The organism is Acinetobacter sp. TW_SC_4 (assembly GCF_054861205.1).
Genome location: NZ_CM142174.1, coordinates 2,491,206 through 2,515,000 on the forward strand (window position 1 = coordinate 2,491,206; position 23,795 = coordinate 2,515,000).

General features: G+C 40.6%; 24 protein-coding genes and 2 pseudogenes. 12 read left to right on the forward strand and 14 right to left on the reverse strand.

From position 1 onward, the window contains the following. Window positions 1-429: 429 nt before the first annotated feature. Window positions 430-786 carry a hypothetical protein gene (locus ACWM1W_RS12200; protein WP_004785094.1) on the forward strand — a complete coding sequence of 119 codons (357 nt, stop codon included), beginning with the start codon at window positions 430-432 and terminating at the stop codon, window positions 784-786. A 60-nt stretch (window positions 787-846) separates the two neighbouring features. Here the strand turns inward: ACWM1W_RS12200 and bfmS are convergent, their stop codons facing one another. Next, window positions 847-2,523, reverse strand: coding sequence for a sensor histidine kinase BfmS (gene bfmS, locus ACWM1W_RS12205; protein WP_461603262.1), 1,677 nt, complete (start codon window positions 2,521-2,523; stop codon window positions 847-849). 41 nt (window positions 2,524-2,564) lie between these two features. Beyond that, on the reverse strand, window positions 2,565-3,281 hold the full coding sequence (bfmR, locus tag ACWM1W_RS12210) for a response regulator transcription factor BfmR (RefSeq protein ID WP_004785097.1): 717 nt from the start codon (window positions 3,279-3,281) through the stop codon (window positions 2,565-2,567). 569 nt (window positions 3,282-3,850) lie between these two features. Here bfmR and ACWM1W_RS12215 point away from each other — a divergent pair. The 4 genes from ACWM1W_RS12215 (at window position 3,851) to ACWM1W_RS12230 (ending at window position 8,701) form a co-directional block, all read left to right on the forward strand. Then, a complete protein-coding gene (locus ACWM1W_RS12215; protein WP_375725629.1) occupies window positions 3,851-6,685 on the forward strand; it encodes a ribonucleoside-diphosphate reductase subunit alpha in 2,835 nt (944 codons plus the stop codon). 273 nt (window positions 6,686-6,958) lie between these two features. Next, complete coding sequence (locus ACWM1W_RS12220; RefSeq protein ID WP_255209521.1) at window positions 6,959-7,087, forward strand: hypothetical protein; 129 nt, start codon at window positions 6,959-6,961, stop codon at window positions 7,085-7,087. Window positions 7,088-7,147: 60 nt separating this feature from the next. Continuing rightward, window positions 7,148-7,279 carry a hypothetical protein gene (locus tag ACWM1W_RS12225; RefSeq protein ID WP_005237071.1) on the forward strand — a complete coding sequence of 44 codons (132 nt, stop codon included), beginning with the start codon at window positions 7,148-7,150 and terminating at the stop codon, window positions 7,277-7,279. A gap of 138 nt (window positions 7,280-7,417) precedes the next feature. After that, window positions 7,418-8,701: a ribonucleotide-diphosphate reductase subunit beta gene (locus ACWM1W_RS12230; RefSeq protein WP_004785102.1), complete on the forward strand. Its 1,284-nt coding sequence runs from the start codon at window positions 7,418-7,420 to the stop codon at window positions 8,699-8,701. An 81-nt stretch (window positions 8,702-8,782) separates the two neighbouring features. Here ACWM1W_RS12230 and ACWM1W_RS12235 read toward each other — a convergent pair. Next, window positions 8,783-9,386 (reverse strand): annotated as a pseudogene (locus tag ACWM1W_RS12235) (DUF4142 domain-containing protein). 525 nt (window positions 9,387-9,911) lie between these two features. On the opposite strand from ACWM1W_RS12235, the gene ACWM1W_RS12240 reads away from it, so the two are divergent. Further along, window positions 9,912-10,520, forward strand: coding sequence for a DUF805 domain-containing protein (locus ACWM1W_RS12240; RefSeq protein ID WP_034170083.1), 609 nt, complete (start codon window positions 9,912-9,914; stop codon window positions 10,518-10,520). An 82-nt stretch (window positions 10,521-10,602) separates the two neighbouring features. Further along, on the forward strand, window positions 10,603-11,058 hold the full coding sequence (locus ACWM1W_RS12245; protein WP_286964219.1) for a hypothetical protein: 456 nt from the start codon (window positions 10,603-10,605) through the stop codon (window positions 11,056-11,058). A 103-nt stretch (window positions 11,059-11,161) separates the two neighbouring features. Here ACWM1W_RS12245 and ACWM1W_RS12250 read toward each other — a convergent pair whose 3' ends face one another. The 3 genes from ACWM1W_RS12250 to ACWM1W_RS12260 all read right to left on the reverse strand — a co-directional run bounded on the left by ACWM1W_RS12250 (window position 11,162) and on the right by ACWM1W_RS12260 (window position 15,182). Beyond that, window positions 11,162-13,330 carry a type I secretion C-terminal target domain-containing protein gene (locus ACWM1W_RS12250; protein WP_375725630.1) on the reverse strand — a complete coding sequence of 723 codons (2,169 nt, stop codon included), beginning with the start codon at window positions 13,328-13,330 and terminating at the stop codon, window positions 11,162-11,164. After that, complete coding sequence (locus ACWM1W_RS12255) at window positions 13,294-14,085, reverse strand: BapA/Bap/LapF family prefix-like domain-containing protein (protein ID WP_175968093.1); 792 nt, start codon at window positions 14,083-14,085, stop codon at window positions 13,294-13,296. The genes ACWM1W_RS12250 and ACWM1W_RS12255 overlap by 37 nt, the downstream gene beginning before the upstream one ends. Before the next feature lie 449 nt (window positions 14,086-14,534). Then, entirely contained in the window at window positions 14,535-15,182 is a 648-nt protein-coding gene (locus ACWM1W_RS12260; RefSeq protein ID WP_375725631.1) for an HAD-IA family hydrolase, read from the reverse strand. Between the two features lie 257 nt (window positions 15,183-15,439). On the opposite strand from ACWM1W_RS12260, the gene ACWM1W_RS12265 reads away from it, so the two are divergent. Beyond that, on the forward strand, window positions 15,440-16,207 hold the full coding sequence (locus ACWM1W_RS12265) for a hydroxymethylpyrimidine/phosphomethylpyrimidine kinase (protein ID WP_175968225.1): 768 nt from the start codon (window positions 15,440-15,442) through the stop codon (window positions 16,205-16,207). Between the two features lie 111 nt (window positions 16,208-16,318). On the opposite strand, the gene ACWM1W_RS12270 is transcribed toward ACWM1W_RS12265, so the two are convergent. After that, on the reverse strand, window positions 16,319-16,762 hold the full coding sequence (locus tag ACWM1W_RS12270) for a YybH family protein (RefSeq protein WP_034170078.1): 444 nt from the start codon (window positions 16,760-16,762) through the stop codon (window positions 16,319-16,321). A 334-nt stretch (window positions 16,763-17,096) separates the two neighbouring features. Here ACWM1W_RS12270 and ACWM1W_RS12275 point away from each other — a divergent pair. Continuing rightward, window positions 17,097-17,848 (forward strand): IS5 family transposase gene (locus ACWM1W_RS12275; RefSeq protein ID WP_375725632.1). Its coding sequence is split into 2 segments (ribosomal slippage): window positions 17,097-17,340 and window positions 17,340-17,848, totalling 753 coding nucleotides; the frame shifts between segments, so codons are not numbered across the junction. Between the two features lie 145 nt (window positions 17,849-17,993). Here the strand turns inward: ACWM1W_RS12275 and ACWM1W_RS12280 are convergent. The 5 genes and pseudogenes from ACWM1W_RS12280 to ACWM1W_RS12300 form a co-directional block, all read right to left on the reverse strand. Beyond that, window positions 17,994-18,356, reverse strand: coding sequence for a 5-carboxymethyl-2-hydroxymuconate Delta-isomerase (locus ACWM1W_RS12280; protein ID WP_034171732.1), 363 nt, complete (start codon window positions 18,354-18,356; stop codon window positions 17,994-17,996). A 115-nt stretch (window positions 18,357-18,471) separates the two neighbouring features. Next, the gene (locus ACWM1W_RS12285; protein WP_375725633.1) at window positions 18,472-18,810 is read right to left on the reverse strand and encodes a zinc ribbon domain-containing protein YjdM; all 339 of its coding nucleotides are present in this window, start codon (window positions 18,808-18,810) and stop codon (window positions 18,472-18,474) included. Window positions 18,811-18,934: 124 nt separating this feature from the next. Further along, complete coding sequence (locus tag ACWM1W_RS12290; protein ID WP_262737764.1) at window positions 18,935-19,381, reverse strand: SRPBCC domain-containing protein; 447 nt, start codon at window positions 19,379-19,381, stop codon at window positions 18,935-18,937. 239 nt (window positions 19,382-19,620) lie between these two features. Further along, window positions 19,621-20,016 carry a ribonuclease E inhibitor RraB gene (locus ACWM1W_RS12295; RefSeq protein WP_034171734.1) on the reverse strand — a complete coding sequence of 132 codons (396 nt, stop codon included), beginning with the start codon at window positions 20,014-20,016 and terminating at the stop codon, window positions 19,621-19,623. Window positions 20,017-20,266: 250 nt separating this feature from the next. Next, window positions 20,267-20,551, reverse strand: a pseudogene (locus ACWM1W_RS12300) (DUF4041 domain-containing protein); the annotation flags it as partial. A gap of 231 nt (window positions 20,552-20,782) precedes the next feature. On the opposite strand from ACWM1W_RS12300, the gene ACWM1W_RS12305 reads away from it, so the two are divergent. The 3 genes from ACWM1W_RS12305 to ACWM1W_RS12315 are packed head-to-tail and all read left to right on the forward strand — an operon-like array spanning window position 20,783 to window position 21,596. Next, a complete protein-coding gene (locus ACWM1W_RS12305; protein WP_375725634.1) occupies window positions 20,783-21,178 on the forward strand; it encodes a transposase family protein in 396 nt (131 codons plus the stop codon). Continuing rightward, the gene (locus ACWM1W_RS12310; protein ID WP_375725635.1) at window positions 21,126-21,440 is read left to right on the forward strand and encodes a transposase; all 315 of its coding nucleotides are present in this window, start codon (window positions 21,126-21,128) and stop codon (window positions 21,438-21,440) included. The genes ACWM1W_RS12305 and ACWM1W_RS12310 overlap by 53 nt, the downstream gene beginning before the upstream one ends. A 60-nt stretch (window positions 21,441-21,500) precedes the next feature. Beyond that, the gene (locus ACWM1W_RS12315; protein WP_461603317.1) at window positions 21,501-21,596 is read left to right on the forward strand and encodes a hypothetical protein; all 96 of its coding nucleotides are present in this window, start codon (window positions 21,501-21,503) and stop codon (window positions 21,594-21,596) included. 443 nt (window positions 21,597-22,039) lie between these two features. On the opposite strand, the gene ACWM1W_RS12320 is transcribed toward ACWM1W_RS12315, so the two are convergent. Both ACWM1W_RS12320 and ACWM1W_RS12325 read right to left on the reverse strand, forming a co-directional pair. Next, on the reverse strand, window positions 22,040-22,705 hold the full coding sequence (locus ACWM1W_RS12320) for a pseudouridine synthase (protein WP_034171131.1): 666 nt from the start codon (window positions 22,703-22,705) through the stop codon (window positions 22,040-22,042). Between the two features lie 87 nt (window positions 22,706-22,792). Beyond that, window positions 22,793-23,248 carry a hypothetical protein gene (locus ACWM1W_RS12325; protein WP_286964380.1) on the reverse strand — a complete coding sequence of 152 codons (456 nt, stop codon included), beginning with the start codon at window positions 23,246-23,248 and terminating at the stop codon, window positions 22,793-22,795. Between the last annotated feature and the right edge of the window lie 547 nt (window positions 23,249-23,795).

Here is a 23,795-nt window from a genome sequence, read left to right on the forward strand (position 1 = left end):
ATTTTTTAGACATTCCTAATTTTATTCTGGCTTTAAGCTCAGAGAATCTCAACCGATCGTTTTTTTAAATTAAAGTTTAAATTTCCATTATTTTTTTCTAAAACCAGATAGGCTTTTAAAGCTCTGCTTAATTAAGCCTCAGTCCTTTTACAGTGGCTGGCTACCCACCCAATGAAACGAAACTTATAAAGAATCAATTAAAAACATTTCACCTTTGCATCATGCTCCGGAAAAATAAGTGTGTTTTAAAAGATGTTTAACATGAATGTTGTCATTCAATTAGAAGCCCCCTTTTCTACCCGCTCTCGGTAAGCCTTAAAAGAGCAATTGTGTATTTTTGCAACACGTCCAACAGTTTGATTCAGATTATGATATTTCTATTTTTAAACACACTATGACATTTATAAAGTAACAATAAGGAGTCCATGCATGTCTCTACGATTTACCCATAAACCTGATTATTTTTTCTTTGCTCAATTATTGATGCGACATGTAGAAAGCTATATCCAAAAACATCAGGATGCCAGCAATGCAATCTTTGACTTAGGGGATATTCATAAACTTTTCCAGACAGACTATGCCTCTTCCAGCATTAACCTAGACGGTATTATGAATATTGCCGATGAGTACAAGCTTGAAACCTTATCTGGTGACCAAAAGCTAATCCAAAGCTATCAGGTAGATGTTAAAAATAACAAGCTACTGATCAACTTCAATTCTGATGCCTTAAACAGCCTGAAAGAAGGCAAGCCACTGATTGAACCGGATGCTACCATCCATGAATAATCCCCTTTAAATAGCCATAAAAAAACGATACCTATGTATCGTTTTTTCTCACCTAAACTCTTATTCTGATTGATCTGACACTTCAGCTTTTTCCAGTTTTTCGATCGGTTTTTGCTTGATTTTTTTACCGTAACGGCTGGCTGGCCAAATCATGATAAAGCGTGCACCACCCAGTGTCGGACTTTGATCGACCTGAATCTCTCCACCAAACCAGTAGGCAATCCGGCTGACAATAGACAAGCCCAAACCATACCCCCCTGAAGCACGGGTACGACTATCATCCAGTCGGGCAAAAGCTTCAAAGATACGAGCACGGTCAGCTTCCGGAATCCCCGGCCCATCATCTTCTACACAGATATACGCCATGCCCTTAGCGTCTAGTCCGCCGCTGATCAGGATTTTTTGCTCACAGTAGCGTACTGCATTCCCCACCAGATTTTGTACCACACGATGCAGGTAACGTCGTTCAGCTTCTACGGTCACAGGTACTGGCATCGGCAGTACTTCGACTTCTTTGCCAGTTTTTAAAGCATCTGTTTCGACTGCCACCTGATCCAACACTTCAAACAGATCAATATCTTCAAATTCAATTGAAGGCATGCCCTGTTCCAGTTTGGCATAGGTCATGATTTCATCGATCAAGGTATTTAAGGCTTCAATATCTTTATCGATCTGCTCAACCTGCTGCAAGCGATAATCATAGTCATCTTCATCTGCCATCATTTCCACAGCAAAACGAATACGAGCAACAGGTGTACGCAGCTCATGCGATACGGCACGCATCAATTCACGCTGCGCTTCAATCAGACGCTGAATATGATCCGACATATTGTTATAGCTGGAAGCCAGCGTCGCCATCTCATCACTACCCTCTACCGGAAGACGTAATGACATATTGCCAGTTTTCATCTTGTTCAGGGCATAGCTCACTTCACGCAGTTTACGCTGCATTGGCACCAGCAGACCATAAATCCCCAGACTCAAGACAAACAGACTGAGCAAGGTAATCCCGGCAGCTAACTGGAATGGCATCCAGTTAAATAATGGCACTGGCCCCATTACCAGCACTTCAGACGTCGAGCTAGGAATAGGAGAAATGATCGAAATTGTAGTACCGCGAATTGAGGCACTATCACGATATAGAATAATGCTGTGATCTAGACGCAAACGTCCAATCTGCTCGGAATCTAGTGGCAGGCTCTGGACATTTTCGATCGAGATTGGATAAGAGAAATAGTCCTGAATTCGCTTCAGGTATTCTTTTTCCTGACCTGGGTAGTACACCAGATAATCCAGAATAAAGACCGGTAAAGCCTTCATCTGACGTTCAGTAATATTATCCGCCTTAATATAAAGATAATGACTTGGATCATCACGTAGCCCGATGACAATATAAGCTACCCCGGTTTTGGCATCCCAACGCACGACTGCCTTACGGTCAGCCAGACGTCGACCTTCCGCCCAGGTAATATCCACTTTACTAGCTTCGACATAGTAGATCGGCAATTCCAACAGATCAGACGCATCTGAAACCCAATCCATCTTTTGCTGCAGATTAGGCTGTCTCGCAACCCCCTCACTGATGATATATGCCATACCATCAGTTAGGGATTCACGATACTCCTGCGCACGCTGGTAGTTGATGATCTGTACCAGCAGATAGCTAAATACTGCCACCAGGACCACAAGCATGACCAGGCCTGCGTATATCCGCAAAAATATACTGTGTTTAAACACCTATTAATTATCCTGTTTATTCAGGCGGCTAAAGGCACCGATTAGATACCGTTAGTTTCTTTGACGAATAGATAACCTTTACTACGTACTGTTTTAATACGCTTTGGATTTTCAGGATCGTCACCAATCTTTGGACGAATGCGTGAGATACGCACATCAATTGAACGGTCTTGGCCGTCATATTCGATGCCGCGTAAACGCTCAAAGATATCTTCACGTGACAAGATGCGACCCGCATTTGAAGCCAGCAGCCACAACAGGTCATATTCTGCACTGGTAAAGTCAACCAGCTCACCATTTAAGGTCACTGAACGACCACCATTGTCGATGACCAGGTCATCAAATTCGATTCGCTGAGCCACTTCATCCTCAGGTACTTTGTCGGTACGGCGTAATAAAGCACGAATACGAGCCAGCAGGACACGCGGCTGAACCGGTTTAGCGACATAGTCGTCTGCACCCATTTCCAGACCTAAGACCTGATCCATATCTTCAGTACGTGCAGTCAGCATTAAAATCGGTTGATGATAATGTGGACGAACTTCACGACAGATGGTCAAACCATCAGCACCTGGCAACATGACATCTAGAACCACCATGTCTGGTTGCTCAGCAATAATACGACGAATAGCACGGTTGCCATCCGGCTCTACCCCAACCTCAAGACCATTACGAATGAGGTATTCTTGTGTTAAACGAGCAAGACGCTCATCATCTTCAACAATTAGAATTTTAGGTAACTTTTCTTCTTGGCTCATGTGTTGCCCCTTTATTTGATGGACGTATGCTACGGACGTATCCTTTTGAAATCCAATAGATACGTTTTTAATATGCTTGCAATATACACACGTTTACATTGTAAACAAGATAGCGTTCACCAAACCAATACATCAAAGTAGCATTTTGTAATATTTTATCGTGCACATTTAACTCGAATGTGCATTTAACTACCGTTTATCGGCTTATTTGCATCGATCACAGCTAAATCTGAACAAAATGTGACTAGTTGATTCAGGCCTTTTTAGTTATCCACAATGTTATCTATAAGCACTTTTTGCCAGCTTTGATATGCTATGCCTTGCCGGATAAGGCTTATGCAAGAATCAATAAAAATTGGAATCTTTTTGCAAAAGATTAAGATAAAACTTCAGAAAAATATTTAGCAAAATGTCAATATTGATCTACCCTAAATTTTCCCGTATCTTGTGTTCAATTAATTTTATAACCACTAGGTCTTGTGTTTATTCCTCGAACACTGTGGCACGATTTTTGCCCAGTTCAAACGGTCCATAAACATAAAAATAGATGACAATGGAGCTATGCTAACATGAGCGTAATCACGTCCACTCCGGGTCAACTTCAGGTGATTAAACGCACCGGTGATGTTGCCGCTTTTGATGCAGAAAAAATTTCTGTTGCAATTGGAAAAGCATTTTTGGCAGTAGAAGGCCAGCAAAGTGCAGATTCGAGCCGTATACACGACCGTATCGAACAATTAACGGAAATGGTTCTGAATACATTCAAACGCCGTTTACCATCGGGTGGCACGATCCATATCGAAGAAATTCAGGATCAGGTTGAACTTGCGCTGATGCGTACTGGTGAACAGAAAGTTGCACGTGCCTATGTCATCTACCGTGAACAACGTTCTGAAGCGCGCAAACAGTTAGGTGCCAACCATCACCCTACACTGCAAGTGGCTGATGCAGAAGGCAAGTTAAAACCGCTTGACTTAAGCGAATTGACTGCGACTGTAACTCGCGCTGCTGAAAGCCTTGAAGGGATCGACGTACTGGCGATTGTCGATGAGACCGTAAAAAACCTTTATAACGGCGTAAAAGAGTGTGACATCTCTACAACAATGATGATGGCGACTCGTACTCGTATTGAGCAAGAACCTAACTATACTTATGTGACTGCACGTCTGTTGCGTGATGACCTGGTGGCTACCGGTTTAGAGTTCTTGGGTCTATCCACTGATACCAATGAAGGTGATGCGCTTGAAACCTTCCTGAAAAAAGGGATTGAGTTAGAGCTTCTTTCACCTGAATTGTTAAACTTTGACCTGGCTAAACTGGCTGCAGCGATTCAACCAGAACGTTCAAACCAGTTCACTTACCTAGGTCTGCAAACCCTATTTGACCGTTACTTCATCCACTCAGATGGCGTGCGTTTCGAATTGCCACAATTGTTCTTCATGCGTGTGTCTATGGGTCTTGCCCTGAACGAAGATAACCGTGAAGACCGTGCAATCGAATTCTATAACTTATTGTCTAGCTTCGACTACATGGCGTCTACACCTACCCTGTTCAACTCAGGTACGTTACGTCCACAGTTGTCTAGCTGCTACTTGACTACGATTGATGATGACCTGTTTGACATCTATGGCGCAATGCGTGATAACGCAATGCTGTCTAAATGGGCAGGCGGTTTAGGTAATGACTGGACTCCAGTTCGTGCCCTGAACTCTTACATTAAAGGTACAAATGGTAAGTCTCAAGGTGTGGTGCCATTCCTTAAAGTTGCCAATGATACTGCTGTTGCCGTAAACCAAGGTGGTAAACGTAAAGGTGCAGTATGTGCATACCTGGAAACCTGGCACCTGGATATCGAAGAATTCCTTGAGCTTCGTAAGAACACTGGTGATGACCGTCGTCGTACTCACGACATGAACACTGCCAACTGGGTTCCTGACTTGTTCATGCAACGTGTATTCGAAGATGCAGAATGGACACTGTTCACCCCTTCTGAAACACCTGATCTTCATGATCTGACTGGTGCAGAATTCGCTGAGCGTTATGCTTACTACGAAAGTATTGCCAAAGAAACAAACATGTTGCACAAGAAAATCCGTGCAAAAGATTTGTGGCGCAAAATGCTGTCTATGCTGTTCGAAACAGGTCACCCTTGGATCACATTCAAAGACGTATGTAACCTACGTTCACCACAACAACACGTGGGTGTGGTTCACTCTTCTAACCTGTGTACAGAAATTACCCTGAACACCAGCAAAGAAGAAATCGCAGTATGTAATTTAGGTTCGATCAACCTGGTACAACACGTTCAAGGCGGCAAGCTAGATCGTGAAAAACTGGCTCGTACAGTAAAAACTGCGGTTCGTATGCTCGATAACGTCATCGACATCAACTATTACGCGGTTCCACAAGCACGTAACTCGAACCTGAAACACCGCCCTGTCGGTATGGGTATCATGGGCTTCCAGGATGCGCTTTACGAAATGGGTATGGCTTACGGCTCTGACGCTGCGGTTGAGTTTGCTGATGAATCAATGGAAGTGATTTCTTACTACGCAATTTCAACTTCAAGTGACCTTGCTGTTGAACGCGGTACGTATGAAACATTCAAAGGTTCACTGTGGGATCAAGGTATTTTACCAATCGACTCACTTGACCTGGTTGCGAAAACTCGTCCAGAGCGTATGTTTGAAGTTGACCGTACACAACGTCTGGACTGGGACACTTTACGTGCCAAAGTTCAAAAAGACGGTATGCGCAACTCGAACGTGATGGCGATTGCCCCGACTGCAACCATTTCGAACATTTGTGGTGTATCTCAGTCAATTGAGCCTACATTCCAGAACCTGTATGTGAAATCTAACCTATCTGGTGAATTCACAGTGATTAACCCGTACCTGGTACGTGCGTTGAAAGAACGTGGTCTTTGGGATGCGGTGATGGTGAATGACCTGAAACACTTCGAAGGTTCAGTACAAAAGATTTCTCGTATTCCTGAAGAATTGAAAGCGATCTTTGCGACTGCGTTTGAAGTTGAGCCACGCTGGATTGTAGATGCTGCTTCTCGCCGTCAAAAATGGATCGACCAAGCTCAATCTCTGAACCTGTACATCGCGGGTGCCAACGGTAAAAAACTGGACATCACTTACAAGATGGCTTGGTTACGTGGTCTGAAAACGACTTATTACCTACGTGCATTGGGTGCGACTTCTGCTGAGAAATCAACTATTAATACTGGTGCATTGAACGCAGTTAAACCTGCAACCGTTGCGGCTCCTGTAGTTGCAACGCCAGTGGTTGAAGAGAAAAAACCTGAAGCTCCTGTAGAGGAAGAAGGTTTCACTCAAGCAGCGCCAGTGCCACAAGCATGTTCAATTGATAATCCTGATTGTGAGGCTTGTCAGTAATCTGACAGGTTTTAAATCCTCCCCGGCCCTCCTTTAATAAAGGAGGGAGAAAGTCCCCCTTTTATAAAGGGGGATTTAGGGGGATTACGAAATTTAGGCAATAAAAAAGCCCTCTAGCGTCGACCAAAACTAACTAGAAGGCTTTCAATCTCGAAGTGATACCAAGATGGTCACAACGAGGCTGGCATATGAGAATGCGTGAACGATTCTATCATTGAATTAGTTTATGAGCCAGTAAGAGTCATCTTGATTTTGTATCAAGGAGTACTGAGCATGGCTAATAATCAAAAAGCAGCTCGAAGTGCTATCACTGGTCAATACGTTACTTTGGAATATGCTAAAAAGCACCCAAAGACCACGATTGTTGAAACAGTGAAGCCAGCAAAATCATCTAAAAAATGATTTAAACGTGAATCCTAGTTTCGGCTAGGATTCACAAACTAAAAGTAAAAGGAAACCTCAATGCCCCATATGACTCACAATTACATGTTAGGACTTGTGGCATTGATCCTTTCCTTTGCCGTTACCTTTTACGCACCGATTGCTTATTTCTGGTTTAAAGTTCGCCAGCAACAGCGTAAACAAAATAAGTAGTGGGGATTTATCTCTGAACAAATTCAGAGCATTCATCGACAAAACTTAATTTTGTTTACACAAATTGAGCGTATAGTAAGACATCTCAGCACTGCTGGATGTCTAATAAAAGATATAAAGCAACTAGAGAGAATTGATATGTCTATCCTAAGTTGGGACGATTTCGAAGATGATTCGCAAAAACCGGCTGCACCTGAACAGCAGCCTACGCCCGTCGAGCCGAAAAAAACGGCTAATCCGCAGATGGTATCTGATGCAAGCAACACATCGTCGAATGTGGCAGCTGCACAACCCGCTGCAGCCCCTCGAAGCGCAGGATCAAATTCAACCGATTCACTGGCAAGAGCATCTGCTTCCCTAGACCAGCTAGACGTTGCGCCAGGTCTTGAAGAGCTTGAGATGGGTGCACAGCGTGTACAGGTTGATGATAAACGTATGATCAACTGCCGTGCTGACTTGAACCAGTTAGTACCATTCAAATACGAATGGGCTTGGCAAAAATATCTGGATGGTTGTGCCAACCACTGGATGCCTCAAGAAATCAACATGAACCACGACATCGCGTTGTGGAAGTCTGAAAATGGCTTGACTGAAGATGAACGTACCATCGTGATGCGTTCACTGGGCTTCTTCTCTACTGCGGATTCACTGGTTGCAAACAACCTGGTATTGGCGATCTACCGTCACATCACCAACCCTGAATGCCGTCAGTACATTCTGCGTCAGTCATTTGAAGAAGCGATCCATACGCATGCTTACCAGTATTGTATCGAATCTTTAGGTATGGACGAAGGCGAAGTCTTCAACATGTACCGTGAAGTTCCATCAGTAGCACGTAAAGCAGCTTGGGGCCTGAAATATACCCAGTCTCTAAGTGATCCTACTTTCAAAACCGGTACACCAGAAAACGACCAGATCCTGCTTCGCAACCTGATCGCGTTCTACTGTGTCCTTGAAGGTATCTTCTTCTACTGCGGTTTCACCCAAATTCTGTCTATGGGTCGTCGTAACAAGATGAATGGTGTTGCTGAGCAATTCCAGTACATCCTGCGTGATGAATCTATGCACCTGAACTTCGGTATTGATATGATCAACCAGATCAAGATCGAGAACCCACATCTGTGGACTGCTGAATTCCAGCAAGAAGTGATTCAGATGATCCTTGAAGGCACCATGCTTGAAATCGAATATGCACGTGACACGATGCCACGCGGTGTATTGGGCATGAATGCCGGTATGATGGAAGAATACCTGAAATTTATCTGTAACCGTCGCTTGAGCCAGTTAGGCTTACCTGAACAGTTTACTGGTGTGAACAATCCATTCCAGTGGATGTCAGAAATGATGGACCTGCGTAAAGAGAAGAACTTCTTCGAAACTCGCGTAACAGACTACCAAACTGGTGGTGCGTTAAGCTGGTAAGAAATATCACATGATATATAAAGTATTATGATCAAAAAAACCGCCTAAAATGGCGGTTTTTTTATTGGATGAATGCTTAACTTATTTCATCTTTTCAACGATTTGTTCAGCTTTTTTCAGATGTGTCGCTACCGCAGTACGGGTTTGCGTCAACATGCTTTTTAATTCCGCATTTTTCGCATTTGGAATCAATTGTGTGTCCAAAGTGTTCAGGGCTTTACGATGTACTTCAACTTGGCTCATCATATAGTCTTTATCAGCTGCAGATGGCTTGCTCAGGTCAGTAACAATCTTGTCACTATCACTTTGCAATGCCGTACTGAGACTGCTTGCTTGCGGAGTTAATTTTAAACGGTCTGCCAGAGCCTGACCTTTTTTCTCATTCGCTGTATGTTCGCTAATCATCATTTGCGCATACTTACGTGCGTCATCTGTTTTAAGTTTTGGCAAGGCTGTTTTTGCCTGTTTGATTTCACCGTTATTGACCGTACTTACAACCTTAATCACTTGACTCTATCACTTGACTCTCGGTTAAATGCATTCGGCTGTCATTTGATGCTTTAGAATTTGCTTGAGCAACAGTTGAAGATTGCTGATTCATTGCCATTGTTTGCCCAGCAGTGAATAGCAATACACCACTCATCGCAACACAGTTAATCATCTTCTTCATTTGAATAGCTTTCATCATGGCACCCTTTAATGTTTTATTAATTAAAAATGCCTTTATAAAATAGGTGAATTAGCTTAAAAACAGTGTAATGTTTAAGTTGTTTTATGAGATCAATATATAAGCATTTATTAACTTAAGCAAAGTCTGTTGAGGATTAGTTTCTTATTCAAACTCTACGTAAAAATTCGCAATATATTCATATTGAGTAAAATACTAAAATTAATTAAGTTATTGATTTAAATTATTTTTATAAATCTTAATATATTCTTAGCTTTATTAAATTTACTTCAGTTTTTCTTCCCTTGAATTATTGTTTATTATTCAACAAATTAAGAAAATCTAAATTTAATTAAACTATTCATTATCAGCTAAATCAGCTTCTTATTAATCAGGATTTCTAGCTTTAGATAGTGAAAATTTATTACCTAAATATTTTTATAAAAGCTTGATCTCAAACTAAATTTCCTATGCTACTATCAGCCATATATGAATAATATTTATACAAATCCATAATAGCCAGAAGATAAATAGAGAGGGCTTATGAAAGGTTCCATCCTGGATTTTTCTATTCAAGATAATACGGGTTTTATCACAGGGGATGATCACAACCGCTACAGTTTTAGCGGTGCAGACTGGCGTGGACAACGCCCTCCATCACGCGGTGACCGGGTTGATTTTATTGTTAACTCAACCGGTCAGGCAGCAGATATTTATCTGGCGTTGGGAAGCTCGATTCATCTAGGAGAAAGCATTAGCAATCAGATTAATAAATATTCCAATCTGGATCAGGCTGAAGAGAATTACAGCAGTATCGACTGGTTCGTAAAATGTCTAACCAATTATGCAAATTTTTCAGGTCGTGCACGCCGTAAAGAATTTTGGTTCTTTATGCTGTTTTGTGTAATTTTAGGCATTATTAGTGAAGTCATTGATGCAGTTTTAGGCACTAAACCTTTGGTGAATGGCCTGCTAAATTTAGCTCTTTTACTCCCAAGTCTGGCTGTAGGAGCACGTCGCTTGCATGACATTGGACGCTCTGGATGGTGGCAATTGCTTGTACTTACAGGGATAGGAATAATTTTACTCATCATCTGGTGGGCAAGTGATACCAAAAAAGAAAATAATGAATATGGCGCTCCTGCCAAGTAATGGAACATTACATATCCCGTCTTGATACGGGATATGTTTATAGATTATTTAATTTAATATCAAAGCAATACGTGGGCAATTCATGCTGCAAGATCAGTTATCCAAACTTCCCAATGCAATATGGGTGCAAATTTATAAAGATAAAATGCAACTAATGGACAATGAGGGCACGATTGTGCAAACAATGGTCCCTTCCGTTCCCTATGCTCATGAACGCAGCATCATTGCCGACTTTAAGGCTGCCTCAGAAACCCTAAAACAGCTGGTATCTACTTCAATTGTTCAAAAACTTTGGGGCTCTACAACGCTGCTGCAAGTTATGGATATGCCTGAAGAGGGTCTGACAGCTCTTGAACAGCGTGCCCTGCTAGAGTTAGGTTATGAAAATAGTGCACAAAAGGTGATTCTGTATGATCCTGAAGGTCAGGAAATTACGAAAGCAAGCTTGAGCACAACGTATCCTAAAACCAATCTAAAAATCTTTCTGATTATCTTAATTGTCGTCATTGCTGCTTCTATCTGGTTTTTAACACTTTAAATGCACATGTAAAATTAAAAAATCCCGCATCAAGCGGGATTTTTTAATTGAAGTTCAATGACATTATAAATTTTTATGAATAATCCATTTTAAAAACTTCTGGTTAGATTGGATTATATTTAATGATGTCATCCAGCTGTAAAGTTGCACTGTCTACATTCTGCAATATCAGCAAATCAGCGCGCGCAAAGGTGGTATCGGTATCGGAACCATCACGATCGATCGTCACGACTGTATCATCTCCACGTTGTTCGAGCGTGATATAGTTCCCCAGATTTGATGCATCTACTGCCTGATCACTTAATAATGCAGAGACATCGATGGTATCACCTTCAACTGCATTGAAGTCAGTCCAGGTATCTGTACCATTGCCGCCTGTTGCATCAGCATTATTCAGTAAATAATAGATCGCTGTGTCTGCTCCTGCACCACCCGTCAGGATGTCCTCACCTGCGCCACCCTGTAACAGGTTGTCTGCTGGATCATCAGCATAGTTCAGAATCTGGTTTACGCGATCAATATTAATCACCAGATTTGCTGAAGCACTTTCCTGATCGGCCTGTCCCGCATTACGCGTTACTGTATATTCAAATACCTCACTGAGTAATGGGCTCTGTCCTACTGAACTATTGTATTCATAACTGAAATTACCATTTTCATAGAGTTTGAGCTCACCATACGTCCCTTCGATAATAGTAAAGTTATCTCCCTCATCACTTAAATCGAAAGTTACTGGCTGCCCATTAATCTCAGTTAATACGCCACCCGCCCAATTATCCGCTTGTGTGCCGTCGGCTGAAGTTTCCTGAATATTGCCTGTTGCACGGTAGATTTCTCTATTAACTTCGTAGACTTCAGCAGTGGTTCCACCAAATAGCGTTAATGGATTACTTAAGGCTTCTTGAGCGATCAGGTCTATCAAGCCATCAACAGTAGGCAAAACATCACCCAGCCCTAAAGTACTCAGCAATGTATTTAATGATCCTAGTAAGGTATTTAAACCAGTCGTCAGGCCAGTATCTTCAAGCACGGTATCTAGCAAAATATCGCTAACTAATGGTTCTACCAGGTTATCGAATAATGCCTGACCTGCACCGTCTACCCCTTCTAAAATTCCATTTAGAAGCGCATCTAATGCTGTACCCAATCCTAAGGTAGTTAATAGGAATCCTAATGCCCCGCCTCCATTCCCTGCAAGTAAACTCCCTACGGAGGTATTGTATACATCAGTTAATATTGGGCGAACTAGTATGTTATCCAGAGCCAGTGACAAAACTGAATCAACTGCTGTGGTTAAAGTATTTATAATTGGTACAGAAGAACCTGTAGTTAAATCCAATAACTCACGAAGTGTCAATTGCTCCAGAATTCCACGAGGATCAGCATTTTGGCCAGTCAAGGTAGCTTCCAGTAGACCTAATACGGTATCTGACACCAGATTGTTAACCGTGTTATCCCCTAAACTTGCTAGATCTATAGTGGTTAGGATATCTGCTAATTGTGAAGAATCACCATATACAGAGACTTCATAGATTCCAGCAGACAAGTCATTAATATCTAGCTTCAATCCTTGAGCATCTGCCACTCCACCCAGTAGCTCCAGTCCCAATGCACCAGCAATCAAGCCGCCTTGACTGGTATTTGCTGAAGCGACCTCAAATTCTTCGACAGTGGTTGTATTACGTACTACGAAAGTAAAGGCATTAGCCAAGCCAACCAGATTTTCTTGCTGTACAGCGATCACTACACTAGAAGTATTTTCCTCAATCGTAAAACCGACTACGGCAACTTCCGAAGTGCCATTGAGCACGTCGATACCACTACTATCACTATATGTTGCCACTACAGTCGCATCTTGTGATCCTTCCAAAATTGCGGACACATTATCATCGGTAAGATTCAGTAAACGTTCTGAATTATTTACAACTCCATTGGGTAGATCCGCTGTAGTAAAGCTTGCGGCATCATTCCCTGCCAAGTCCTGAATTGCATTGTCATCATTTCCAGGGGGTGGATCAGTATATTCAACACTAACGCTCTGCCCAGCTGTAATCACTGGATTGGTAATCATCGTGAGGATATTTCCATCGGCAGCAATATTGATCACATCGACTGTAGTCTGATCTGGAGCTGTACCGATTGTAACGACTAGACTATCTAAAGGTGGTAAATTGTCTGCATCTAGAGTTTCGTTAAAACTAAGTTCGATATTGCCATTGGCATTAACTTCGGCAGCTAAAAGTACGGGCCCACTAATATCCGGATTCTGCACTCCCTTACATCATCTGAATCCAGATCTTCTAATACATTCCCTTCTGAATCCTTAATTCCCTGATTATCATCAGGTGTACTATCCTGATATTCAACCGTAACTTCTTGTCCGTCCCGGATCTCTGGTTCCGTAATCAGGATAATCTTATCATCTTGTACAATAATATCGGTGACGGGAATTTCTTCTCCATCCACAACTACTGTGAAATCTTCAGCGCGTGGATTTGAACCATTTATATTTTCATCGAAACTCAGTTCAAGCTGGCCTTCTTCATTCACAATGACGCCGGTTAACTTCGGCGGACTCATATCCCGATTATCCGAACTACTTCCTGAGGATGAGCCTCCACCTGCCGCTGCCGCAATAGCTCCTAGAGCCAGTGCTCCACCCAGCCAAGGTAAAACACCCGCAGCTACGGTTCCACTCTCAGCCAGATCTCCTGTAAGCGAGTGATATTGAATCGTATCGAGCATTACCCCATTTTCATCAGTAAATTCCGCCCAGTACAATTGGCCTTCATGCTCAAAAACGATTCGATTATCATTCACTGCATAATCAAAATAATTTTCGATCGTAATAGTTTCACCATTTTTAAAATGGATAACAGCCGAATTACCTTGACGCTTAATTTTTGCCACTTCATCAATCGTGGCATTTACCTTAATCACTGATTTTTCGGTTAAATTCACAATATTAGTATTAATATACTGAATTAATTCTCCATTCTCTGCAGACAATATCTGTATATTCGCCATATTATTCCCATCCTTTTTTATAATCTATTTATTGCTTAATTAAACGTGAAATACATATCATCAAAATCAAGGGATGAGAATCTGAAAAATGTTATCTTTAACTTGTTACCAAATATTGAAAACATAGTGAAATGAATAAATTAAAAACTTATTATAAAATTAAGATGTTGAATTTTAATATTTTATATAGATTTAAATAAATAGATATTAAAATATGGAAAATATGTTTTTGTGAATTATAATTAAACTATGACATTCACCACATAAAATACATTATTATATTTATGTAAGCCTAAAAAATATTAGAACAAAAGTATACAAATAATTAATCAAGTTAACGCAATAAAATAGATTTCTATTCAAAAGATAAAGTTAAAAATTATTGTTAATAATGAATATAAAAAATGCTCCTAAACATAGAAGCATTTTATTTTAATGAAAATAAAAAATTATTTTAAATAGTTTAATAAATGACTAAAGTTCTCAATCATATACTTAGGCTGTGCCTGCTGTAATTCAATTTCTGAACCATAGCCGTATTTGACTGCAATCGACTCAATCCCGTTATGGCGGGCACCAAAAATATCATGCTCACGGTCCCCCACCATAATGCATTGATCAGCCTGCATGCCTTGTTGTTCCAGAATATACTGAATCAGTTCCCCTTTATTGGTCCGATCACCATTCAGCTCACTGCCATAAATCTCAGTAAAATACTGGGCCAGATTAAAATGTTCCAGAATCTGTTTGGCATAAACGGTTGGTTTTGCTGTTGCGAGAAACAGGCGATAACCACGGCGTTTAAGTTCCGCCAGAGTTTCAGCTACGCCTTCAAAGACGTGATTCTCATATAGACCAGTCACTGCGAAACGCTCGCGGTATGCCATTAGTGCCTGTTCAGCCAGAGTATCATCCGCATCTATATTCAGAATTTTGGCTAGCGAAGCTTTTAGAGGAGGCCCGATAATCCAGTCAATATTCGTGTCTTCACTGATCGGATGACCCACCTTTTCCAGACCGTAGCGGGCAGAAGTCGTAATCCCCACTTTTGGGTCAGTTAATGTACCATCCAAGTCAATTAAAATATTCTCAATCACACCTTGTCCCCTATGTTTGCAGCCGACATCAATTCATATCGTGAGTATAGCCAGATTTCTCTACCCTAAAGCAATTATTAGGCCATAAAAATAAGCCAATAACGCCCGTTTTCAGGGTAATCAACTCTATATTTTGATCAGATAAACATACGAAATTTTGCCTGACAGACAGTTCTTGCAAGTGATATAAATTAATATCGAGAGTTTGAATAAATTTGCCTATACTAAGGCAATTTTAGTGAATGAAGGACATCATTTTGCGACCTACCGTACTTTGCTTTTCAGGTTTAGATCCTTCAGGTGGAGCAGGCCTTCAAGCAGATATTGAAGCCATCGGTCAAAGTGGTGCTCATGCTGCAATTGCCTGTACAGCCCTGACCATCCAGAACTCGCAACAAGTCTTTGGTTTTGAAGCAACTTCAAAGGAATTACTGCTGGCTCAGGCCAATGCCGTGGTAAAGGATCTACCGATCCGCTGTGTTAAATCAGGCATGCTGGGTACTACTGAAAATATTGAGGCGCTGGCAGAATTTCTAACAGCGCATGCAGATTATCAGTATGTACTGGATCCGGTGCTGGTAGCCAACAGTGGTGGCTCACTCGGCAATCAGGCCACACTGGTCAAAGCGTTTAAACAACTGATTCCACTAGCCACGATTTTAACTCCGAATACAGTTGAGTTGCGTGCCCTAACAGGTGAACAGGATTTAGATCAAGCCACGCAGAAACTGTTTGAAATGGGTGCTCACGCGATTCTGGTTAAAGGCGGCCATGAAGATACTCCCGACTATATCCAGAACCGTCTATATATTCAGGGTGAATTGATCAACGAAACCCGTTGCCCGCGTCTGGAGGGTGAATATCACGGCTCAGGCTGTTCATTAGCAAGTTTTATCGCCGGACGTCTAGCCTTGGGTGACCAGTTAAAAACAGCCGTACAACATGCAGAAACCTGGTTATTTGGTGTATTAAAGAATGCGGAAATTCCGGTACCGGATGGTCAGCGGATTCCAAAACGTTTCTAATCTTCCCTAAATAAAAAAGCCTGAACGATTCAGGCTTTTTATGGTGATTTTTTTCAAGAATGGACAAATAGACATGATGATCTTGTTACAATGAAATTTAAAACTTGCGCCTTAACCTGCCAGTTTCACAGGACGCAGTTTTTCAGTTTTCTCCTGAACAGGAACAGAAATATGTTGATAATGCAATTGCCAATGATCTTGCTGTTTGCTCAAGACCATGCTGAAGCGGCACCATTGTAAAGGAAAATATCGTTCCATCGCCGCATAGGCAATCCGGACATACCCATATACGAAAGCCATGTCATTATTGACCTGAATGGTGACCTCCTGCCGTTCAACGCGCATACCATTGTTGCGCATATATGGGCGGTACTGTTGCCATGCAGCCTGATAAGCCTCAATCCCTTTCAGCTCGGAGCTAATATCAATCAGACAGACATCTGGTCGGCAAAGTTGACGAATTTCGCTGAATTCAAGTGAACAAATAGCTTGATCCCATTTTTGTAAAAATGTCCTGACTTCCTGAGCCAGACATTCTTCCCCTATTATTTTCATTGAATACCTCTCTATAAGGTTTTATTCAGACTTGAAAACCGAGATTTCAAGCATCTCATCATTTTTCAGTCTTTCTTGTTTTTCATTATTTTTAATTATGTGGATGGGTTCTGGTTTTACCCATCCCCCATAGATCAGGTCAAAAATGTGACCTAATACCTAAAATTACACCATTTTTTAATCATAGGCAAAATTTTCTGATCAACTACAATCATCAGGTGAATTTTGACTGATTATTTAAATTTTTATGCTCTAGGGCGTGTCATCATTTGAAGAATTGGTTTTAAATACTTAAAATCCTCCTTTAAGCTCTTTTCATTTCTATATGTTTTCAATGGCACGTACTCTTCTCACCGATGATATTTGGCAGCAAATTCAAGATACTATGCGATTACACGGTTGTTATTGTTCAAAAAATAGTAGAAATATCATGGAAGCCATCTTATGGAAACTACGTACGGGTGCGACATGGCGTGATATTCCTCAAGAATTTTGCCCTTGGCAAACTGCTTACAATCGCTTTAATCGCTGGGCAAGTAAAGGATTATGGGATAAATTTTTTTTAGATTACAAGGCATTCTGGATCAGGAATGGGTATTCATTGATGGAAGCTACATACGCGTGCATCAACATGCAAGTGGAGCTCGGCATGGTTTCGAAAGAGCAATTGGACAATCACGCGGTGGACGAACAACAAAAATACATCTTGCAACCGACGCGAATGGATTATCGATTGATTTTAAAATCACTGGGGGTGACGTCCACGACAGTCAAGTTGCAAAACAACTGATTGATATTGTAGGCGAGGCAACTTATCTCATTGCTGACAAGGGGTATGATGCTGAGCACATTAGAATATGTGCCAAGAACAAGAATATGATTCCCATTATTCCATTGAGATCAAACAGTAAGAGATCGAATAAGGAATTTGATAAATATCTATATAAATTAAGACATTTAGTTGAAAATGCTTTTGCGAGATTAAAACATTTCCGTGCTATTGCAACTCGATTTGATAAACTAGCACGCAATTATAAATCTATAATCCGTATAGCCTGCATATTTATTTGGTGCAAAGCCAAATGAGGACACGTCCTAGTTTTATTTATCGTTCTTTATATTTCAAAATTGCTTTGATACTTCTCAATTTTTTATTAAGTTCTTATACATTCAAGATAAAGAGAGGAACTAGGAAAACTTCATTTCTAGTCCTCACTTCAATCTAAAAAATTCAAATAATAGCTTTAGTGTAAGTTTCTTTGTCCATTTCCAGAATTTCAACACAGAGCTGAATCTTTAGCCCTGGCTGCGAGACAATGTGCTGCTGCATGACCTGAAGTACCAGCTTGGAAATTGCTTGACAAATGTCCAGACTACGACCAGTCAGGAGAAAAACTTTAGCATGCACATAAGCCTGATCTGTCTTCTGCTCTAGTCCAATCAGAAAATCTTGCTGTACAATCGCCCGGCTTTTTAAATCATTCGGCTCATTAATATAACCGGCGTTAAATAAGGCCTGATGAATTGCCAACATTAAAGGTTGGGTTTCGAGCTGCTGAATATTATCTGAATATTCAAGATGAAGATGAGGCATAAAGCATAGATCCAGGCATGATATAGTGATCAGAAGAGATTGATCTTCGAGTTTGAGGAAGAAGCATAAACCTTCAAACCCGAAGACCGAAAGCACTCATTCGTATAAGAACGTATTAGGCTTTTTTCACATATTCAGATTTGAGCTTCATGGCGCCAATGCCATCAATTTTACAGTCAATATCATGTCCATCAGTTGCATCGGGTAATAGACGAATATTTTTGACCTTAGTCCCGACTTTAACCACTGAAGAAGACCCTTTAATTTTAAGATCCTTAATCACCGTAACTGTGTCGCCATCAGCCAGCAGATTGCCATGCGCATCCTTGATGACCACAGTTTCCTCAGTTGCTTCCCCTTCTTTCCACTCATATCCACATTCTGGGCAGATCAACAAGTCACCATCTTCATAGATATATTCAGACTGGCATTTTGGGCATTGTGGTAGAGCCATAGCAACCTCGACAAAATAAAAAAATAAAAGAAAAAACAAAAAATTAAAGCTGAATTATAGCATCTTTGGATAGGTTCATGCTCAAGCTTTAAAAGGATCTCCCGCTCAACTTAATTAACTGAACTTAACCATCCAAAATATGTGGATTGACCAGCCAGGATAAAAGCTGCAATGACTCTTGCCAGCTTAAGTGGCATGCAGATGGCGGTACCAGATCCGGATAACCTACCTGAATAATATGCAGGCTGGTGCCTACAGACACTTTTTCAAAGATGAGCATGACTTCAATTTCACCTTTGACTTCAGGTGTAGAAAAGCAATCGGTATAGCGCAGTAGCTGGTTGGGAATAACTTCATGATAGGTTCCATGTAAATGATGCTGGGTACCGGTAGCAAAATTGGTCAAAGTGATTTTATAGCTGCCTCCCGGTTTGACTTCGGCATGCTCAACTCTGGCAGTGAAGCCATGCGGTGCCAGCCATTTTGCAATAGCATCTGGATGAATAAAGGCCCGGTACACCCGTTCCGGTGGCGCACTGAATACGCGATGCATTTTTAGGGTATAACTCATTTCAGCCTACCTTTTTTTCTTGTTCTTACTGAAAGATTATTTTTATTTATTATTCGGACGGATCATCCCGATCTCGTCGGCCTCAGTATTTAAATAACTGCCCAACATACTGTACGGCCTAAATATAATTGTTATCTATCCATTTTATAGGATGTATAACAAAAAACTACAGTTGACCCGACCAATACCGCAGGCGATAAAAAACCCGGCTTAACCGGGCTTGGATAAGGAAATTTTGATTAGCTGCTACGCAGTTTGCTTTCGCCCTCTTCCGGGTCGCCTTCATCATCATAGACATAGGCCATACAGCCCCAGCCGTCATATTCACCCTGAAATTCAGCGGCAATTCTGGTAAACCATTGTTCCAGATCGACAATATTTTCATAGGTAGGCTGCATATAGACATGAATAGTAATTGTCCATTCCAGCGTATCGCTCTCCTCATCCTGATATAGGCTTATCTTTTGTTCTTCTTTAAGCAAGTGCAATGCACAGCGGTCAGCCTGTTCTTCACTATTAAAGGCTATCGAGAATTCAATTTCATGGTCGTCCTGCAGATCATCACCATCCTGATACATTTGCCACAGAACATGACCATTTTCATCGTCAGGGAATTTGTCATAATCGCGTGCCATAGAGATATCCTTATTATGATGTTTTATTATTCGATTCAGCTTAACTTATTTTATTTGAATTATCGAGTACAGAATATGAAAAAAAATTAACTTTCTCTAAATAACCAACTGAATTTTATGAATATAAATTTAATAAATTGAGAAAAAAAGCTGCATTTTCATCTAATTAAAAATACCTACATATCAATCTGCAGATTAAAAAATTTTATCGGTTGATTTGTCTTTTTTAATTGGAGTTAGGAAGCAATCACTGCAGATGGCTCAGACAAATGTACTGTTCAATGTTACAGATATCCTGATATTTTTTATATTTATTCAGTTCAGTTTTGGCGCTCCCCAACTGCATCCGTAGCTGGGTCATTTCATAATTTAATTCATCAACTTGTGTTTCATAATTAGCTAATTTACTGCGTGAATGATCCAGATTTTCCTGTAGAAACCGAATATTGTTTCTTGATAATTTCAGGCTATTGAATACCCGTAGTAATACAATGATTAAAACACTTGCGAGAACAAAGAGCGCGCCACTTAGCATCATCCTGTCCCTTACCTCTTGCACCATATATAGGCACTAAAAAATTAAAAATTTATGATGTTTTAAAGTTATTCTGCATAATTTAATGAGGAGAATCAAAGATAAAAAATGACCATAAATATTTAATATATTTAATCTTTTAAATAGATCTCTTTCATAAATCAAAAAACGATCTTCTTTTTGGTTAATATTTGCCCTCTGGATTTCTTGGCATTCGTGCATAATCTGCGGATGAAATACATCGATTCAAACAAGCTTTCTGATCCTCAGTTCAAGCGATACACAGGCATCTCATGGTCAACTTTCTATTTGATGGTTGAGCAATTGCAGAAGCATGTCTCTGCCAAAGGCAGACCGCCCAAGCTAAGCTTGGAGGATCAGGTTCTGCTCTGTCTGAGCTATTGGCGGGAATACCGAACCTTATTTCACGTTGCGACGAGTTACGGGGTTTCAGAGCCCACAGCCTCAAGAATTGTCCGTCATATTGAAGGCTGCCTGATTCGGTCCAATCTGTTTAATTTACCCAAAGATTTACCCGAGGGCGAAGGCATCGACTGGAATGTTGTGATCGTGGATGCCACGGAAATTCCAATCCAAAGGCCTAAAAAAACAGAAGAAAAGCTATAGCGGCAAGAAAAAGACCCATACCTTTAAAGTACAGGCCATGATTCACTACAAAACTCAGCAAATTCTGAGTTTATGTACCAGTCGCGGTGCAGTGCATGATTTCGAGTTGTTCAAACGCAATTTAAACCAGATTCCTTTTGGGGCTTTTATCCTTGCAGATAAAGGCTATCAGGGGATTTATGTGTTGTATCCGAATAGCCTGTTGCCCTTAAAAGCCAAAAGACACTGTAAATTGGATCCTAAATTGAAAATCTATAATTAAGAAATCAATAAAAGAAGAATCGGAATAGAGCATGTATTTGGCAGCCTGAAAACCTTCAAAATCCTTGCTGAGCGTTATCGAAATAGAGGTAAAAGGCTTGGTTTGAGATTCAATTTAATCGCTGGAATCTACAACTTGGAACTGAGCAAAAAATGATTTATGAAAGAGATCTAATGATCTTCCACCTATAAAACCTTAATATTTTTATGCCTATCAATTTACTTAAAATGAATCTGTTGGTGATAAGCGATTAGAGTGGTTTTTATTTTTATATCAAAAGTTATAAGATCGAATTTTGGATAGGCTGAAAATCTTGAGAAAAACCTAATAAAAATAGACAGATCAAACAGTTAAACTAAAGATAAAGTGATAAATCCCCCTTAAATGATTTCTGAAATTTTTCCGGATACACTTTTTTAATTTCAAAAAATCATTACTTGATAAGACATGATTCCGAACATAATTTTTCTAGAAAACTGCTTAAATTCAACTCCATAATTTTCCGATGATTGAAATAAATTCTGACATTTCTGTTGCAGCTTACTGAAATTCAAATATTTATCAGAATCTATATTCATTTTTTAAATGGTTAAGTCTCACTAAAATGGCGCAGGTGCAAGAATCTCAACTTTATGACCACTCAAGGGTTGAGTAAAAGTCAGTTCACTGGCATGCAAGGCCATGCGATTAAGATGACTACGCGTTGGTTCCGGATGATAGATTTTATCGCCCGTAATCGGATGACCGATATGCAGCATGTGGACTCTGAGCTGATGTGAACGTCCGGTAATTGGCGTCAGTAATACCCGGCTGATGTCTTGCTCAGGCAGATATTCCAGCCGTTGATAGAGTGTTTTGGCAGCTTTACCCAGTTCAAAATGTACCATTTGCCGGGGGCGATTTTCCCAGTCAGTAATTAAAGGCACATCGACACTGCCCTCGGTCTGAATTTCCCCCTGTACCAGCGCAATATAGTGCTTGCTGACTGTACGTGCCTGGAACATTTTACTGACCGCCACTTCGGCTTCGCGATGTTTGGCAAACATCAGTATTCCGGACGTCGCCATATCCAGACGATGGGTAATTTTGGCATTCGGATAACGCTCTAGTACCCGTAGATAAGCACTGTCATGATGCTCAGGCAAACGTCCCGGAACAGACAACAAACCGGCCGGCTTCTCAATGACGACTAGATCATCATCTTCATACAGAATATGCAATGGGTCTTGAGGCGGCGCGTAGACAAAGTTGTCGTTAATAGGCATGTGCTGTAAGCATTCAGGAGAAAACGCGCAAAATAACAATGTCAGGGAATACTGTCAATCCAGCCCTGTTATAGAATCAATGCCCGACTAAGCTTTGGACGCTGCACTGATGGGAGATACTGAATGACCTGACTGATACTGGGTTTTCAGGCTGTCGAGATCTTCATTTAAGAATGTCATAAGATATTGCTGAACCTGTGACATAGTCAGACTGCGAAATGACACATAGTCTTTGTTTTTCAGGCTAAACAGTCCCAGAATTTTATGCTGAGCTTCGACTTCAATATCACTTTCCAGCCTGAACTCAAGCTGACCTGAGGGCGCCAGTTCATTCAGCGTGATCTGGATCGACTGTTCAGCATCGGAGTCTGTTACGGTAAAAGTGGTAATGGCGGCTTGCATCTGTAATTGTAAAATCCGTAACTGTTGCCAATTGATGGACTTAAAATTAGAGAGAATTTCTTCTGCCGATAAGCTGCCTAGCTGCTCTGCTTCGTCTTCTTTCTGATGCGGATAACTGATTTCTAATTCATATTTTTTCATGAGACGTGCCCCTTTCTTATATGCAAAAATTATCATAGCATTCTGTTTTATTTTTCAAGGATATAATTTGTGAGCAAATATTAAACATATTATATTTTAAATTATTTATATCAAATACTTATAAACAACCAGTGACATTAGAATAGTATTTAAATAAAGGATAATTGAAAGCAATAGGCTACAAATAAAATAGATTAGATATGTGATTTGAATAGTATTTGTTTGAATCTCAAATAAATTTAAAGCTATTTGAGGAAGAAGATAAGTGACTGGGTAAGGAAAGTATTAAGCAGTTTGGAGGAGAAGATTTATTATTAGAAGAGAAAATTTTGAGGGTGTTGGGAAAACATCTTGATGGTTTACTTCAACTATCACTCTTTGTAAGAAATGATCTTATAGCCTATAAACTTTTGGTCTATAGCGTCCTAAGCCGAATCGAGACCTTTTGGGTTCGTACTGCACTCGCGTTTTGCGCCACTCACAGCATGCTACTCTTTTCGATCCCATCACACCCTTGAGATATATAGTAGCCAAGCTGCGGTAAAAT

Bases quoted from the DNA above. Each gene is read 5' to 3' on its own strand.
- ACWM1W_RS12230 (WP_004785102.1), top strand. From the start codon at position 7,418: ATGTCTATCCTAAGTTGGGACGATTTCGAAGATGATTCGCAAAAACCG.
- ACWM1W_RS12320 (WP_034171131.1), bottom strand. From the start codon at position 22,705: ATGCCTATTAACGACAACTTTGTCTACGCGCCGCCTCAAGACCCATTG.
- ACWM1W_RS12245 (WP_286964219.1), top strand. From the start codon at position 10,603: ATGCTGCAAGATCAGTTATCCAAACTTCCCAATGCAATATGGGTGCAA.
- ACWM1W_RS12200 (WP_004785094.1), top strand. From the start codon at position 430: ATGTCTCTACGATTTACCCATAAACCTGATTATTTTTTCTTTGCTCAA.
- ACWM1W_RS12325 (WP_286964380.1), bottom strand. From the start codon at position 23,248: ATGAAAAAATATGAATTAGAAATCAGTTATCCGCATCAGAAAGAAGAC.
- bfmR (WP_004785097.1), bottom strand. From the start codon at position 3,281: ATGAGCCAAGAAGAAAAGTTACCTAAAATTCTAATTGTTGAAGATGAT.
- ACWM1W_RS12310 (WP_375725635.1), top strand. From the start codon at position 21,126: ATGCCACGGAAATTCCAATCCAAAGGCCTAAAAAAACAGAAGAAAAGC.
- ACWM1W_RS12225 (WP_005237071.1), top strand. From the start codon at position 7,148: ATGCCCCATATGACTCACAATTACATGTTAGGACTTGTGGCATTGATC.
- ACWM1W_RS12240 (WP_034170083.1), top strand. From the start codon at position 9,912: ATGAAAGGTTCCATCCTGGATTTTTCTATTCAAGATAATACGGGTTTT.
- ACWM1W_RS12305 (WP_375725634.1), top strand. From the start codon at position 20,783: ATGAAATACATCGATTCAAACAAGCTTTCTGATCCTCAGTTCAAGCGA.
- ACWM1W_RS12270 (WP_034170078.1), bottom strand. From the start codon at position 16,762: ATGAAAATAATAGGGGAAGAATGTCTGGCTCAGGAAGTCAGGACATTT.
- ACWM1W_RS12290 (WP_262737764.1), bottom strand. From the start codon at position 19,381: ATGAGTTATACCCTAAAAATGCATCGCGTATTCAGTGCGCCACCGGAA.
- ACWM1W_RS12255 (WP_175968093.1), bottom strand. From the start codon at position 14,085: ATGGCGAATATACAGATATTGTCTGCAGAGAATGGAGAATTAATTCAG.
- ACWM1W_RS12220 (WP_255209521.1), top strand. From the start codon at position 6,959: ATGGCTAATAATCAAAAAGCAGCTCGAAGTGCTATCACTGGTCAATAC.
- ACWM1W_RS12285 (WP_375725633.1), bottom strand. From the start codon at position 18,810: ATGGCTCTACCACAATGCCCAAAATGCCAGTCTGAATATATCTATGAA.
- ACWM1W_RS12215 (WP_375725629.1), top strand. From the start codon at position 3,851: ATGAGCGTAATCACGTCCACTCCGGGTCAACTTCAGGTGATTAAACGC.
- ACWM1W_RS12295 (WP_034171734.1), bottom strand. From the start codon at position 20,016: ATGGCACGCGATTATGACAAATTCCCTGACGATGAAAATGGTCATGTT.
- ACWM1W_RS12280 (WP_034171732.1), bottom strand. From the start codon at position 18,356: ATGCCTCATCTTCATCTTGAATATTCAGATAATATTCAGCAGCTCGAA.